Source organism: Agrobacterium deltaense RV3 (assembly GCF_900013505.1).
Lineage (GTDB): Bacteria > Pseudomonadota > Alphaproteobacteria > Rhizobiales > Rhizobiaceae > Agrobacterium > Agrobacterium leguminum.
In genome coordinates this window covers 582,013-597,305 of sequence record NZ_LT009746.1, presented here as the reverse complement: position 1 = coordinate 597,305, position 15,293 = coordinate 582,013, and the positions used below count along the sequence as shown (strand labels likewise).

Annotated in this window: 11 protein-coding genes; 5 read left to right on the top strand and 6 right to left on the bottom strand. The window is 57.1% G+C overall.

Going from position 1 to position 15,293, the window contains the following annotated elements:
* Positions 1-55 precede the first annotated feature (55 nt).
* The 6 genes from AGR7B_RS17090 to AGR7B_RS17065 form a co-directional block, all read right to left on the bottom strand.
* Positions 56-1,627 (bottom strand): O-antigen ligase family protein, encoded by a 1,572-nt coding sequence (locus tag AGR7B_RS17090; RefSeq protein ID WP_121490433.1) that lies wholly within the window; start codon positions 1,625-1,627, stop codon positions 56-58.
* 79 nt (positions 1,628-1,706) lie between these two features.
* Entirely contained in the window at positions 1,707-2,384 is a 678-nt protein-coding gene (locus AGR7B_RS17085; RefSeq protein WP_162934186.1) for a hypothetical protein, read from the bottom strand.
* Positions 2,371-4,629, bottom strand: coding sequence for a polysaccharide biosynthesis tyrosine autokinase (locus AGR7B_RS17080; RefSeq protein ID WP_080857413.1), 2,259 nt, complete (start codon positions 4,627-4,629; stop codon positions 2,371-2,373). Before AGR7B_RS17080 ends, AGR7B_RS17085 begins: the two co-directional genes overlap by 14 nt.
* Before the next feature lie 130 nt (positions 4,630-4,759).
* On the bottom strand, positions 4,760-5,659 hold the full coding sequence (locus AGR7B_RS17075) for a hypothetical protein (protein WP_080857412.1): 900 nt from the start codon (positions 5,657-5,659) through the stop codon (positions 4,760-4,762).
* Between the two features lie 181 nt (positions 5,660-5,840).
* On the bottom strand, positions 5,841-6,953 hold the full coding sequence (locus tag AGR7B_RS17070; protein WP_080858142.1) for an acyltransferase family protein: 1,113 nt from the start codon (positions 6,951-6,953) through the stop codon (positions 5,841-5,843).
* Positions 6,954-7,097: 144 nt separating this feature from the next.
* Entirely contained in the window at positions 7,098-8,426 is a 1,329-nt protein-coding gene (locus AGR7B_RS17065) for a hypothetical protein (protein WP_080857411.1), read from the bottom strand.
* Between the two features lie 492 nt (positions 8,427-8,918).
* Between AGR7B_RS17065 and AGR7B_RS17060 the strand changes: the two genes are divergently transcribed.
* From AGR7B_RS17060 to AGR7B_RS17040, 5 genes are all read left to right on the top strand, one after another.
* On the top strand, positions 8,919-10,154 hold the full coding sequence (locus AGR7B_RS17060; protein WP_080857410.1) for a glycosyltransferase family 4 protein: 1,236 nt from the start codon (positions 8,919-8,921) through the stop codon (positions 10,152-10,154).
* A gap of 48 nt (positions 10,155-10,202) precedes the next feature.
* Entirely contained in the window at positions 10,203-11,282 is a 1,080-nt protein-coding gene (locus tag AGR7B_RS17055; RefSeq protein ID WP_080857409.1) for an acyltransferase family protein, read from the top strand.
* Positions 11,282-12,769 carry a lipopolysaccharide biosynthesis protein gene (locus tag AGR7B_RS17050; protein WP_080857408.1) on the top strand — a complete coding sequence of 496 codons (1,488 nt, stop codon included), beginning with the start codon at positions 11,282-11,284 and terminating at the stop codon, positions 12,767-12,769. The genes AGR7B_RS17055 and AGR7B_RS17050 overlap by 1 nt, the downstream gene beginning before the upstream one ends.
* A complete protein-coding gene (locus tag AGR7B_RS17045; protein ID WP_080857407.1) occupies positions 12,754-14,082 on the top strand; it encodes a polysaccharide pyruvyl transferase family protein in 1,329 nt (442 codons plus the stop codon). The genes AGR7B_RS17050 and AGR7B_RS17045 overlap by 16 nt, the downstream gene beginning before the upstream one ends.
* Before the next feature lie 8 nt (positions 14,083-14,090).
* Positions 14,091-15,293 (top strand): glycosyltransferase family 4 protein (locus AGR7B_RS17040; protein ID WP_080857406.1); only part of this gene is annotated, 1,203 nt, incomplete at its 3' end.

Genomic DNA, 15,293 nt, shown 5'->3' with positions numbered 1-15,293 from the left:
CTCAAATTCCTGCGCCTTCAAGATCACGAAACCTGTTTTGCATTCGTAAAATCCGTTATTGCAGACGAAGCGGCGTTTGTACTGTCTGGTCGGAACGGACCGGCACCGGCATTGCGGCGTCTTCCGGAAATTGTCTCCGCCGTTTGCGGCCTTCCCGCTCCATTCCTGGCGGGTTAAGGCAAAGCGTGACGACCGGGGCGAGGAAAACGGCATAGGCCATGGCAAAGCCTGGAATCTGCAGCGAAAAATCAAGCGTCGAATGCAACAGGACGAGTAGCAGCGCGGCAAGGCCGAGATGAGAGGCATAACGATAATTTCTGCGTTTCAGTGCCCCGCGAATGAAAATCACCAGTTGGATGAGCACAAAAAAAGCGAGATAAAACGGGAAGGCCGCACCGAGTGTCAGCAATCCCTCCGCGTAGACGTTGTGGGCATGGGTGACGACGGCGTCCACCCCGCACCGCGCCACATGATACGGCGCATAGACTTCCGTAAAGCTTGCAAGGCCCGACCCCTGCGGCCAATTGTCGGCGATGGCGCGGGCGATGCCCGGCATGTAGCAGAAGCGCATATCGTCTTCCAAACGCGTTTCCATGCGAAGCGCCACCCGGTTGGCGAAAAGCGCGAAGAGGGCGATGGCGATTGCGATCAGGAGCGCGGCACGACGTCTCGTCCCGCGCTGCCTACGCCGGCTGGAGGCTCCATTGCGGCCGGTTCTGGGGGGAGAGTTGAACACAATCAGCAGGATCAGGACAATCAGCGCTGCGAGGCTTGAGCCGATCCCCGCACGCGATCCCGTCAACATTAACGCGATGAAACAAAAGCCCGCGAGGACGCCAAGAAAAGCGGCCCTGCGGATAAGCTGTTTCTGCTCCGCCGGCACGGTGAGGCGATTTGCCACGAGCGCTTTTACCCTGGCCCAATCCGGAGCGAGGAGGCTTTTGTGCAATAATGCGGCGAGCGTGAGAAGGATGAGACCGAAGAAGGTCGCGGCGGTATTGCGGTTGACAAAAAGGCCGGTAAGGCTGCCGAGGTAGAAGCGCTTCTGGATGAGGCCGAGAGCTTCGGGGAAAAGCACGAATTGCACGATGGAAAACAGCGCGAGCCAGCCACCGGCAATTGCGAACCATCGCAGCGTCTTTGCCGCACGCTCGTCGCTATCGAAAAGCACGAGGCCGGCCATGAAGGCGCCGAAGGGCACGGCGGCGCTCATGACGCCGAGCCGGTCATCCGCAGGTGTCAGTGAAATTGTGGCGGCTGGCGCAGTCTGCATGAACATGGCGGCGGTGGACCATGCCGGATTGAGGCGCGCGATGCCGGGTATGGAGGAGGTCTGCAACAGCACCTGAACGATGAGCGCTCCCAATAAAAGGCAGGCTGCGGCGAGTACCTTGCCCGCACCGGCCTTCGGTGGTCCGAACAGGAGGATCGATGGCACCAGCAGGAGATAGATCCCGGCCGTGACGACGATGCGACTTTCTATTTCCGTAGCGCCCCTATTGAGAAGCGCCAGCAGAAATATTGCCCAGAATGCGGCTATTGCGACCGGCCGGACATAGTCCCGAACCGCCACGAGTGGGGGCTGCGAGGAGGAGAGCGGTTCTGATCGGGCTTCGGTGAGCGACATATCTTTGGGCTTTGTCGGAATTGTTTGTGGTGGCTATGCCGCGAATATCGACGAGGCTCAGCCGTTTCATTGTTTCAGATCATGACAGCGGCGCGGGGCGTTTTGTGTCTGCCGGCGGTGGCTTTGGGCAGACTTGCGCCAAGGTCCATCGCAGGATTTCCCCCTGCCTGCCGCAGACGACGGCCGTATCCGCCTCGCGGGCCGACTCGGCCTCGGGCAAGGTGTTCTTCGGAAACTGCTGCCACATCACGAAACGCCCACGGATCAGATTGGCATCGGCAGGCCCATAGAGCTGGGAGAAATTCATCAGCACGGCGACTTCCATGGGCGAGGCGTTGCGCAGCGAGCGAACCATGGCAAGACGCAGCCAGACATCGCCATTTGCGGGAAAACAAGAGAGCGAATGGCGAATAAAGGTCTCGGCAAAACCGAGACGCGCTGCGCCGGAATCGGATGCCGGATCGACGCCATTTGCATCGAGATCGGCCAGAACGAGCCTTAGCCCGGCTTTGACGATATCCGAACGGCAGATTTTCTCGGTGACGATGGGCTGAAGTTCAGGGACCGTTTCCGCAAGGAGATCAGGCGCGAGGCCATTATTGTCGTCGGCGATCCGCGCCAATGCGACAATATCGGAAAACCGCCGGCTTTGCGAAAAGGCCTGCGCCGCCACGGACAGGACAAAGATGGAAATGACGAGGACCGGTACGACCGCGAGGATTTTCCGCAGGCGCACCACACCGTCACGCCTGGTCATGGTAATATCGTGTATAGCGCGAATGATAATATTCGCTCGACCCATAGGCGCGATAAAGCTTCAGCTTTTCGGTGTCCACCTTGTTGAGGACGACGCCGAGGCACTTCTTGCGGATATGAACCTCATTCTCCACCGTGTTCCGCACTGCCCTGCGGGCGGTTTTGCCCCATTCCGTGACGAAGATGAAACCGTCGATCCGCCCCGCCATGGCGCGTGCATCGACCACCGGCCCGAGCGGGGGCAGGTCGACGATGATATAATCGAAAGCATTGCTCACTTCGGCCAGCAGCTTGTGCATTTGCGCCGAGGTCAGCAGTTCGGAGGAATGAGGGACACGCTGTTTGACCACCGTGGGCAGGAAAGCGAGCCGTGTCTTTTCGTCACGAAGCAGCACATCCTGCACGCTACGGCCTTCCAGCAATACTTCGAGTAGGCCTTCGCTCGCGTGACGCGCCATGGCGCGCGTGGCGCCGGGATTGCGAATATCGGCATCCAGCAGCAGGACCCGCGCACCCTGCCCGGCAAGCAGCTGCGCCAGATTGATGGAGATCGTGGATTTCCCTTCGCTCGGCAAGGCTGAGACGACACCGACAATCCGCGCTCCGCTTTTCGCGGGAATACCGAGATCGATGGCGAGCCTGGTGCTGCGCAGGGTTTCGGCGAAGGAGGAGAGCGGATGGTCGACCGCGTAGCGGGCAACGCTGGTGGGGCGCGTCAGGGTCGGATGGCCGCCTTCCTGATCTTCTATTATCGCCTTGTTGTTCTGGATGAGCGGGGTATTGCCGAGGAATTCCAGCCCGAGAACGTCTCGAACCTGTTCCCCGGTGCGGAAAAAACGATCCCGGAATTCGCGGAACACGGCAATGCCGCCGCCGGCTGCAGCACCCATGATCATGAAGAGGGCCAAAATCATGGTTTTGTTCGGCTTGCTCGGAATTCCCGGCGGCATCGCCTTGGAAATCACGCGCGCCTCCGTCACGGGGAAGGATTGCTGCTGCATCGCTTCCTGATATCGCTGCAGGAAGGTCTGGTACATGTTCTTGTAGGTTTCGGCCTCGCGCTGCAATTCCCGCAGCTGAACCTGTGTCTCGCTGGCGGAGTTGCTGATGTCGGTCGCCTTGGCGACACTCTCGGCTAGCGACTTTTCCCTCGCTTCAGAGACTTCCAGATCGCTTTTGTAACTTTGCGCGATACGGCTGATTTCCTGAAACATCAGCCGCCGGTATTCCTGCATTTCATTGCGCAGACGCACTGCCTGAATGTGGTTGCTGCTGAGCCTGCTGGTAATTTCCGCCTCAGTCTTGGAGGCATCGAGATATTTTTTGCGTAGATCGTTGGCGACCGAGCTGTCGAGAATGTCGGTAACGACTGCATCGACATCGTCGGTGGCGAGAATATGTTCGATGCGTTGCACCCGCGCCCGCGCCCTGGCGGTTTCCGACTGCGCCAAAATCAGGGCGCTATTGGATTCCGCCAGCTGCTGATCGGAGAGCAGGCCGTTATTGCCGGTCGAGATCAAATTATGTTCGGCGCGAAACTTCTGAACGGCCAGATCGGTTTCGAGCGCCCGCTGGCGCAACTCGGCAATACGGTCCGACAGCCAGTCGCTGGCCCGTCTTGTCGCCTCATATTTGGAATTCAGCTTGTCCACCAGATAGGCTGAGGCCACCGCGTTGACGATCTGCGCTGCGAGAACCGGCGATGTCGAATTATAGGTGAGCTCCAGCGCGTAGGTTCGGCCGATGCGCTTGACGCTGAGGTTGTTCAGCAGCCGGTCTGACAGCGATCTCTTCAGGGTTACATTATCAACCACCGCCTCTTTTTTCGCTGGCGAGAACCATTGCGAAACATTGACGAGCGAGCGGATCGTGCCGAATATCGAGCTCAGAAGCGACGCACGCGTTGCCCTGAATTCCTGATTTTCCGTGAGATTGAGACTATCGACAACGGCAAGCCCGATGGTTTCCGATTGCAGCACCTCGACCTGGCTGAGAATGGAAGCCTCATCCTCTATGACGCCGCCGATCGTCGAAAGCTGTTCGACAATCTGGCTGTTATTGCGGTCGATCAGCAGCGTCGCCGTCGCCGAATAGATCGGAACGGCCGTTGCGGCAAAGGCGAGGCCGATTGCCCCGGCGACTGCCACCGCGGCAAGCACGATGCGCCACTGCCGGCGGATCATTGCGAGAACGGCGTCGATATCGATAAACTCGGACGTCAGCCCGCCTTTATCGTAGTCAGCCATCGTCAGGGGATCGTGCCTTTGCAACAACTGTCAGCCTCGCTCTTTCAGGCGGGCGCAGCGCCCGCCAAGTCACGGTTGCATCACAGAACTGGCGGCAGCCTTCCCTCAGGGAAAGGCGACAAAGCCAAACTCAAACGGGACTTGTGCTGACAGGCGTGGTGGTGCTGCCGGTCGAGAAGAAATTGTTGATCGTGGTGAAGAAGGACGTGCCGGTGCTGCCCGTCGTTCCGCCACTGCTGCCGCCGCCGCCACCAACGGGTGCGCTACCGCCACCCGCCTGTGCGGTGCCGCCGGCGTCACCTGCCGTTCCCGAACCGCCGATGCTGTTGGCGCTTGCCGGCGAGGAACCGGCGCCGCCGATCGGCGAGGCCGCTGCTGCGGCCGCCGCAGGGGCGGCCGGACCGGCAGCCGTTCCTTCGATATTTTCGCTAAAGGCGATCAGCAGATCGGCGGGTACGTTGGCGCCCTTTGTCTGCAACTGGATGGCGGCTGCGAGTATTGTATTGCCGTTCCTCATCGCGGTGGCGTGGGCGAGCGCCAGGCCTTCGCCGACGACTTCGGAGAAGTCCTTGTTGCCGACCTTCTGGGCCAGTGCGACGATGGTGGGCAACTGGCCGGAGTCACTCAGGATGAGGGCGGAAAGCTGTTCGGAGAACTGTGCCGCGCTTGTGGAAACGGCGATGATCGGAAACCCGCTCGTCACTTTTCCGGTTACGTCGGCTGTTGCCGCATCCGTGCTGGAAGCGATGGTGACCAGATCCCTGATCATGCCCTGCGTCGGAGACTGCTTGAACAGTTCCGCTGCGGCAATCGAAACCGTGTCCGGATTGGTGGTGTTGACGCGGCTCAGAAATGCAGCGGTGGTTTCATCGCCGGCCTTGACGGGTGCGCCTGTTGCAGCGCTCTCAACCGAGGGCGCCTGCTGCGGTGCGGTTTCCACGTTCTGTGCGTTGGCAACAGCGGAAAAGAGACTCATGCTGGCAATAAACATCGCACCAACGAGCATCGAGCCGTTACGAATGCGGGGCATCCAACTCTCCAAATCTTTTAAAATACGACTTTAAATACATCCAATGCCGGGCAAGGTTACCCAACATCTAAAATTTCTTTTTAGATCGCACAGCCCAAGCAAAGGATCAAGCGCTAAAATAAACCTGCGGCGGAAACCCTGAGCTATTGTTAACGGCCGCCCTTGCCTTTCTCCGGTTTGCTCATGACACGGCGACTTTCCGTGGCGCTGTTATCAGCCGGTCACGCAGCCAGATATTGGCCGGCGTTTCGACAAGGACGTGGAAGGTGTGGGCTATGGCGACGGTGCTGACGACGATGACGAGATAAACGAGGTTGCTCCACTCGGGCGGGAAGGTGACGCCGCCGAGCGCAATCTTGAAGCCCCGGAAAATAAACGGGTGCAGCAGGTAAAGCGCATAGGATGAATCGCCGAGTTTTGCCAGCGGCCGTGCGAAACGGGGCAGGGAGATGTTTCTGGTCAAGGTCGCCGCTGCCATCAGCAAAATCGCGCCGCCGCCGAAAACCAACAGCCGTGAAAAGGAATAACAGCCGGGATCGCACTTGAATCCTATCCTGCTCAGATCGGTCAGCATCCAGATCGCCAGGCCGCACAGGGCCGTTGCAAGCCCGAGCAGGGGCGGCAGGCGAACGCCTCGCAGGAAGAGGACTGCAATGAACATGCCCGCGACGAATTCGAGAATGATCGGCTGAAACCAGAAGCTGAACGGCAGGCCGAGATCGAAGGCGGAGCCGATCATGACGGCGGCAAACAGCACGCCGGCCGTCGTGAATACCGCGCGCTCCAGCGGCAGGAAGATGAACGCTGCGAAAACGATGTAAAAGAACATCTCGTAATTCAGCGTCCAGCCGAGATCGATCAGCGGAAACGGATAGGCGTCGCCATAACCCATGCTGTCATAGGGAATAAACAGGTAGGAGGTGAGGATCGACTGTAACGGCGGAAAGGCCTTCGCACTGATAAGGGTCACGCTGGCGGCCATGGCAAGCCGCAGGGTCAGCACAAACCAGTAAAGCGGGACGATGCGGAGAAAGCGGCGCAGCAAAAACGCGGAACGACCACCTGTCGCTGCGAAATAGGGCCGGGACGCATAAACGATGACAAATCCGGAAATGACGAAAAACAGGTCGACACCGCCGCCCAGCCTCAGCAGATGCAGTGGAAAAAGCGTGAATTGCCAGTTCACGTCCGCGTGCAGCGCAACAATCATGGTTGCCGCGACGGCGCGCATCACCTGAAGAACATCAAGACGCTGCGCCCCGGAAGCGGGCGCTTCTTTAAAGTTTTTCATCATCGTCAATCTATAAAAAATAAAGATATATTTAGTATTATATTGCGCCGCTTTTACGGGGCAGAAGTTCAGTATTCAAGCAGGCTATCATGCAATAACGCGACGCGATACACACAATTTTGCGACGCGGCATTTCGTCGGCGCCATTCAGAAAACTTCCAGAACCGTAAGCTGGTCGCTGACCGAAAGCCGGTATTGCCCGCTTTCCTGCGTGATTGTCTGTTGGCTCACGGAGCCGTCATCGCGGAACCGGTGTGCGATAACGTGACTATACTGGCCGGCCACCGAAAATGTCGCAATCCGTTCGGCAGGCGGGTTTTCGATGCGGGCCGGCCATTGCCAGCCGGAAATTCCAAGCCAGACGGGCACGAGCAAAGCACCGTCCGGTCTCACCAGATGCAGCGACAACCTTTGGGAATCGGCGGTGAGGAAATCGAGCTGTCGTTTCTCCGGTCCGGTTTGCCGTTCTGCCCTGCAAAGGGAAAGAAGGGCGCGAACGGCCTCATAAGCGGGGGTGCGGCTGAGATCGTGGCGCAGGAGGCCGAAGGAGGATTCCGGGTTTGTCTGATCGGCGGCGAAGCTTGAAACCATTTCATAGATGTAGGACCGGCGGATACCGCTGATGAAGCACGAGAGCAGCATGCGCGGCATATAGCGCGCCTTGATGCCTTCGGTGACGGGGAAATGAAAGGTCTTGGTTTGCAGCGAGGTATGATAGCCCATTTCCGTGGCGAGCACCGGCCTGCCGGCCGCTATATGCGCCGAAGCGGCGACGGATTTCGAGAGTGCCCCCGGACCGGTCGTTTCGGGATGCTCCATCCCGGCGTAAGCGTGGATATTGCCGTAATCGCAGGCATTTTTCAGGTCCAGCGCCAGCGCTCTGTTCGACAGGACATAACTTGGCGCCGCAACGGGCACCGCACTCAGGCGCGGAACCGAGCGGATGGCGTCGTGCAGCGCCGCCTGATGCTCCGCCGAAATTCGCGGAGCATTTTGCGGGTCCTTCGTCAGGTTAGGCTCATTGCTGCCCTCGAAAATATCGATACCCGCGTCGCACCAGTCGTAGAAATCCGCCAGTCTGTCGAGCGGCGTGGAAACGTAAGGGTTTAGATTGTCGTAACAGATGACGGTGAGGCGAACGCCAGCCGCCACGATCCGGCGCAGCCGCCGAAAGACGGGGCTGTTGCGACTGTCTCTCGCGGTGATCAGCCCGTCATCGCGCAGATGCCGGACGCCCAGTGCTTCGAGTTCGGGCACGATCCGCTCGAACTGTTCCGGATAGACGCCCGTGGGACGGGTGAAGTGACCGCACACCCCTACACTGTCCAGAAAGGCTTCGGTACCGGCCGAAGCAACCGTCTGCGCCCGTGCGGGAACGGCCTGCAAACCGGAGGCGGCGACCAATGCAAGCGGCGCGGCTGAAAGCAGGTTGCGCCGTGTCAGGCTGCCCATGGCGATCGGCGTTTTTCCATTCATCTGCGCCTCCTGGTATGTCCGGAGAAAATATAAGCCAGACGTCATCACACGGACGTCGCCGTTTAAATGGCGATGATGCCTCTCAAGGCTTCGAAATCAGAATGTCCTGGAAGTTTTCGGCATCTACAACCGCCCTGAAATTCATGTGTTTGAAATAAAAAGATATTATCAACTCGAACATAATCACAAGCTGCAACGCAACCGATTTCTCCAGATTGCCTGCACTTTAAAGTGGCTAAACCGTAACACGAGACCGGTTCTTTTCGCAACACCGCATGGCTTTTACCGCGCCGCGAAAAAAATCACTTGAAATAGCGCCGATTCCCGTGCTTTTTGAAAAGTAGATTTTGGTAATTCATATTTTCAAACATTAGTTCTGCTCCGGCTCTTTTATTTTTGCAGATGTCTCACTGGTCTCCTGAATGAGGTGAGACGAACGAGCCCGGGATGAACGCCATAGATTTTCGATGAAGGAAAACAGAGCGTATCCGCATGAGAATTCTCCATCTTAGCAGCCTTTATCCGCCGCATATCGTTGGTGGATGCGAACGCTCGGTCGAACACCTCGCCGAGGAACTCGTTTCCATGGGACATACGGTCGGCGCCGCCTGTATCGAGCGGCAGGCCGAACCGAAAACCATGCGCAACGGCGTCACCGTTTACCGCATGTTCCACAACAACGATTTCTGGCTCGAGGACTGGCCGCAATATTCGCCGCAGCAGCGGCGCATGCAGAAGCTCAAGCAGCAATGGAATTTCGACGTCGAAAAGCAGTTCGAAGCCGTTCTCGACGATTTCAAACCTGACGTTCTCAACACCCACTCGCTTCTGGATGTGACGACGCTGGTGTGGCGGGCGGCGCATAAGCGCGGCATTCCGATCGTTCACACGATCTGCGAATATGATCTCCTGTGCGGCAACGCCGCCATGTTCAAGGGCGGCAAGCCCTGCGAGCACATCCATCTCGGCTGTCAGGCGGTGAATTTCGCCAAGAAATTCACCCAGCGCTATATCGCGGCTGTCGCAAGCGTCGGCACGGAAATCCTCAAGACGCATGTCAATCACGGGCTTTTCCACCACATTCCGGAAAGCCTGCGCCGCGTCATCTTTTATTCCTGCACGGTTCCCGAGGGCGATCCCGTCGCCCGCCGGCAGATCGACCGCACTGGCCGGCCGCTGACCTTCGGTTATATCGGCCGTATCAATACGGAAAAAGGCGTCGGCAACATGGTCGATGCCTTCAAGGAAATCGGTCACGGCAACTGGCGCTGTCTAGTCGCCGGCCATGCGATGGACGATTCGATCGAACGCTTCACGGCTCAGGCCGGCGATCTGCCGATTGAATTCGTCGGCTGGGCGAAACCGAAGGAGTTTCTCGAAGAGATCGACGTGCTCATCGTTCCTTCCTTCTGGGCGGAACCTTCGCCACGCACGATCTACGAGGCTTATGCCATGGGCGTGCCGGTCATCGGCGCAGCCTCAGGCGGCATTCCGGAGCTGATCGGCGAGACCAACCATGACTGGCTGTTCGAGCCGGGCAACGCCACCGACCTTGCCGCCCGTATCCGCCGGGTGCTGACGCTTTCGCGCGAGCAATTGCCGACGGAGGCCGATTTCGGAAACATCGTCGAGGAATCCACCTCGCGGCGAGTGGGTGAGAATTACGTGAAGCTCTACGAGGACGTGCTGGCAAAGCAGGGCGGAAACCAGATCTTACGTGCATCGTAGACCCGGCAGCGGGCCCGGTGTTGCGAGGATTTTTCGAAGGAAAAGCAGATGGAAACAGCCAGTACCGATAAATTGCGGTTCCTCATGCTTGATTTTTACCGGTTTCTTGCTGCAATCGGTGTGGTGCTGTTTCACGTAAACAGTATCGACAGCCGCGCTAAATCAGTCATCGATGTGGGAAGTTTCGGTATCTTTGTCGACTTCTTTTTTATGCTGTCAGGGTTTGTTCTTTTTCACAATTACAAAGATTTGCAACTTAGTGTGGCAAGTTATTCGACGTTCCTGGTTCGAAGGCTTGCACGCATTTATCCGCTCCATATCGCAACCATGGCGGTTTTGATTTGCATGTCCGTTGTGCTGCCGCTCCCCACAAGCACTGTGAAGTACCTGGATATAGTGCTGAACACTTTTCTTGTGCAGGCTTGGGGATTGGCAGACAAACTGACGCTCAATCATCCATCCTGGTCTATTAGCGCGGAGTTTTTCTGCTACCTGCTTTTTCCTTTCATTATGGTGATGATCCGCAGCGTCAAGATTTACGTTTCCGCCCCGCTCGTCCTCATTGTTTTTTATATTTTTTCGCGCCCGTGGCTGCCCGTTTGGGAGCAGCCGGGCGGTATGTATGGTGCCAATTATGATTTCGGCATGCTTCGTGCTCTACCGAGCTTTCTGCTTGGATGCCTCACCTATAGAATCTATCAGCAGGTGAGAATCTCAAGTTCTCTATTTCTATATCTGGGGATCGCCACGTTTTTACTTGCGGCGTGGTGGATGTTCCGGCTTTCCAATCCAAATCATATTATGGTGCTGTTGGCATTTTCGATGCTGTCCACAGCTTTAGGAGAGCGAAGCATTTCCTACTCTGGGAAAACCGCTTCCATTTTATCGAGAGCTGGCGATTGCTCCTACGCAATCTACATGATTCATGGGATTCTATTCGCCACACTATTCAAATTCGTGTGGCAGGCGCTCGGTGAACCTATCGATTTTTTTCTGCTTTATCTGAGCGTGACGATCGTTTCTCTGACCTTCATGGGCTATGTCGTTTTCAGAGGGTTCGAGAAGCCGGCACGCAATTTCATCAACTCCAGTTTGGCGCCACAGCCAAGTTTGCGGATGGCTAATTGATGTCGACTTCAAATTCGATAGGCAGCGCCGCCGTTACGGGTGTCTTCTGGTCCATCGTCCAGAACTGGGGCGGCAAGCTTTTCACCTCCATTCTCTTCATCGTTCTGGCCCGTTTCCTCAGTCCTACCGATTACGGTATGGTCGCCACCGCGGGGCTGGTTCTGATGCTAATCCAGATGGTGTCGGAATTCGGATTCGCAGATGCGATCGTTCAGAAACGCGATCTTGAGCCCAGCGACGTCAACCTGCCATTTTATGCATCGGTTGCGGTTGCAACGGTGCTGACCATAACTGTTTGCGTTTTTTCACCGCAATTGGAAAGCTGGTTTGAGGTCGAAGGGTTGGCGCCCATTGTAGTGGCCGTCTGCATATTATTACCGTTAAATACCGCTTCGCTTTTTCAGGAGGTGAATTATCGGCGGGCACTGGCCTTCAGGCCGCTGGCGATCCGAACGTTTATTTCGAATATCATTGGCGGAGCCGCGGCACTTGCTTTCGCGGGGCTGGGGCTGGGCGTCTGGAGCCTCGTCGTCCAGGGTTATGTGGCGACCGTCGTCAACCTCGTCTGGCTGTGGAAAAATCCGCGATGGCTTCCCGGAACGCGGCTGAAACTCGATAGTTTTGTGGAGTTGTTTCGCTTCGGCTCTTCGGCGCTAGGCTTGCGGATCGTGGATTTTGGAGCCACGCGCCTGATCGATTTCCTGATTCTGGGCCGTTATGGCGTGGCTGTATTCGGTCTCTATACTGTCGGCAGCCGGCTCTACCAGCTTCTCATGCAGCTGCTTCAATCGGCGCTTTATGATGTCTCCTTGACAGTGCTTTCCCGCGTATCGCATGAGCGTGAGCGCATGGCCGAACTTTACAGGCAGCTGATAACGATATCGGCGATCGTCTCTACGCCGATCTTCGTTCTTTTTGCCGCATTGGCCCCGGAGATTTGCAGCGTTCTGTTTGGCACGCAGTGGCAAGGGGCGGAGGCGATCGCGCGACCTCTGCTTCTTCTCGGCGCCTTGCAATGCGTGCAGTTCCAAAACGGCCCCTTTCTTTCGGCTCGCGGCAAGCCGAACAAGGTGCTGATCGCGGGAACCGTCAAATCGATCTCGACGATCCTAATGATCGTTTTCGTACCGACGGAAAATATCGGTGAACTGGTGTTGGTGTATATCCTCGGCCAGCTCACCTCCACTCCCTTCACATTCTTTTTTGTATCGCGCGAGCTGGACGTTCCGCTCGGGAGAATATTCCTCCTGCTGTTGCCGAGTTTCGCTTCAAGCGGCCTGGGCTTTGTCCTGGTCCAATGGATACGCCCCGAAATTTGGGAATTAGGCGGAGGCGATTTCATCTCCGGCGTGCTGCTCGGCGGCCTGTTCGTCGTTACTTATTTTTCGCTCATGATCCTGATCGCCAGAGAGCAGGCTCGATCCGCGACGATGTTCGTCATGAGCAAAGTATTCTCCCGGAAGGACATTGAATGCGCAAGCTCGTAAAGAAACTGCTTCCAGCACCGCTGCATCGCAGTTGGGTGGAGTATAACGAACGTCGCAATCGAGAGCCGACCATCGATGAATTCTACGAGGCTTTGCAGAAGGAAAAGCGCAGGTTAAGGGCTGCACGCCCGGCGAGTGGCGAGCTCAAGCGCCTTTTGATCGTGGCTTGTGACCCGAAAACGATCTTCGGGTCCATCGGCGACGACGCTATGATCACAGCAACGCTACAGCAAGCCCGAGCGGTCAATCCCGATGTGGAGATCGACATCCTCGTCAATGGAATGGAAATCGCCGCAGTCGCCCTCCAGAGGGGCTTCGTTCCCGTCGATATTTTCGGGAGACCTGATTTTATCGATGCCCTGCGTCGTCAATTCAAAACAAGGAAATATGATTGCGTCGTTGTGGTCGGCGCGGATGTGATGGACGGCTACTACAATGCGCTGGTCAGCGCGAAACTTCTGGCAAGTGCGGATTTGGCTGCCGCGACCGGGATCAGAAATGTCATCCTCGGTTTCAGCTTCAATGAAGCGCCTCATCCTGCGCTGGCGATGTTCTATCGCGCCTTGCACCCAGGGGTTTCGGTCAACCTCCGTGACGCCGTTTCGCGAGGGCGCCTGACGTCCTTTGCGACGGATCGAACCTCATTGGTCGCCGATTCGGCGTTCAGTCTTGCACCCTCCGCGCCCGATGAGGAGACACATGCGTGGATCGCGCGCAAACGCGCCGAAGGATACAGGGTGATGGGCCTGAACCTCCACCCCATGCTCTTTAAGGATGCGGATCGTGCGCAGATCGAGACGATCATCAAGCGCGGAGCGGAAGCGTTGCAATTCGTGGCAGATGCGAGGCCTATATGCTGGTTGCTGATCCCGCATGACTACCGGGAAGGCTTTGGCGATCAGGCGTGCCTGCGAGCCATTGCGGAGTTGGTGCCTGCCTCGCTGGCGGATCGGGTTCGATATCTTGATGGCGAATGGCCGGCGACAGTGCTGAAAGGTGTGGCAGGACAGCTGGACGGGATTGTCAGCGGACGTATGCATCTTGCCATCGCCGCGCTAGGGAAAGGCGTCCCGGTCATATGTATCGCCTATCAGGGAAAATTCGAGGGGTTGTACCAGCATTTCGGGCTGGCTACGTCCGAATTGCTGTCGCCAGCCGCGTTTTATACGGATGACGGCATCAGGAATGCCCTGATAAATTTCGTCGATCAGGCCGATGATATTCGTGAGCGTATCAGGCAGAAATTGCCGGACGTGCTCAGCCTGTCAAAAAAGAATTTCCAGATATTTGAAGCCTTTTCAAAGAAAAATTGATTGACGGTATGAAAGTCGCTTTTGTCTCAGCCATCCCTGCCGTCCCTGCAAGTGAGGGGAATCGCAGCAGAATTCTGCAATTGACGCGCGCTGTTCGCGCGCTCGGCCATGAGGTGCACTTCGCTTATGTCGAAACGCCGATGGTTCTCGATTTCGACCCGGCAGCACATGAGACCGAATTTGGGAAGGGGTGTTTTCATCTGATAAGCCGACGTCTTGAAGATTGGAAAATACGTTTCATCGACGATTTCGGTTTCAAGTTCAGCCACAAAGCTTTTCGCGGCGTTCGCAAATTCCACCGTCTTCTCGGTCGCGACAGCGGTTTTTATAATTACCTCGACGAGTTCTATTATCCCGAAATCGGTCGGCAGGTCCGGGACCTTCAGCGCCTGCTTGGTCTCGATGCCGTCATTGTCGAATATGCCTTTCATTCGCGGGCGTTCCTGGCGTTGCCGAAGGGTGTGCTGCGCATTCTCGATACCCATGATTCCTTCGCTGACCGACACAAGGCTTTCGTCAATACCGCGAACAAATATGGATACTGGTTCTCCGTTCCGCCGACCGTGGAGAGCAAGGCTTTCCGCCGTGCGGATGTGGTTGTCGCCATTCAGGAGGAAGAGGAGCGGACGTTCAGGCAGCGGCTTGGGAGAGAGCCGCCGGTTGTTGCGACCGTCAGCCATATTCTCGATCTCGGTGGAAGGGTGGAAGACTTAACACCGAGCGACTTCCTGTTCCTCGGTTCCGGCAACGACGCGAACATCATTTCCCTGAAGGGGTTCGTGCAAAATGTCATGCCGCTGGTCAGGGCTGCCCGGCCGGATATTCGTCTGGTTCTGGCGGGCGGCATATGCGGCAAGATCGAAGACGGGGAAGGCATTCTCAAGCTCGGTCGCGTGGATAATCTGAAGGACGCCTTCGCGCGCGCGCCACTCTCCATCAATCCCATCACGCTCGGAACAGGCATCAATATAAAACTGCTCGATGCCCTGGCGGCCGGTGTTCCCACGATCAGCACCCGGACAGGTGTGAGGGGACTTTCGGAGCGATACCGGCGCGGCGTGGTCATTGTGGAAGATAATGACCATCGGGCTTTCGCCGACGCGATCCTGCAGCTCGCCTCCAGCCGCGATCAGCGGCAGGAACTGGGAAACAGGGCGTTTGAGGACGCCGTTGAATGGAATCGCCAGCAAATGGCGGTCCTCGATGATATT

Bases quoted from the DNA above. Each gene is read 5' to 3' on its own strand.
- AGR7B_RS17090 (WP_121490433.1), bottom strand. From the start codon at position 1,627: ATGTCGCTCACCGAAGCCCGATCAGAACCGCTCTCCTCCTCGCAGCCC.
- AGR7B_RS17085 (WP_162934186.1), bottom strand. From the start codon at position 2,384: ATGACCAGGCGTGACGGTGTGGTGCGCCTGCGGAAAATCCTCGCGGTC.
- AGR7B_RS17080 (WP_080857413.1), bottom strand. From the start codon at position 4,629: ATGGCTGACTACGATAAAGGCGGGCTGACGTCCGAGTTTATCGATATC.
- AGR7B_RS17075 (WP_080857412.1), bottom strand. From the start codon at position 5,659: ATGCCCCGCATTCGTAACGGCTCGATGCTCGTTGGTGCGATGTTTATT.
- AGR7B_RS17070 (WP_080858142.1), bottom strand. From the start codon at position 6,953: ATGATGAAAAACTTTAAAGAAGCGCCCGCTTCCGGGGCGCAGCGTCTT.
- AGR7B_RS17065 (WP_080857411.1), bottom strand. From the start codon at position 8,426: ATGAATGGAAAAACGCCGATCGCCATGGGCAGCCTGACACGGCGCAAC.
- AGR7B_RS17060 (WP_080857410.1), top strand. From the start codon at position 8,919: ATGAGAATTCTCCATCTTAGCAGCCTTTATCCGCCGCATATCGTTGGT.
- AGR7B_RS17055 (WP_080857409.1), top strand. From the start codon at position 10,203: ATGGAAACAGCCAGTACCGATAAATTGCGGTTCCTCATGCTTGATTTT.
- AGR7B_RS17050 (WP_080857408.1), top strand. From the start codon at position 11,282: ATGTCGACTTCAAATTCGATAGGCAGCGCCGCCGTTACGGGTGTCTTC.
- AGR7B_RS17045 (WP_080857407.1), top strand. From the start codon at position 12,754: ATGCGCAAGCTCGTAAAGAAACTGCTTCCAGCACCGCTGCATCGCAGT.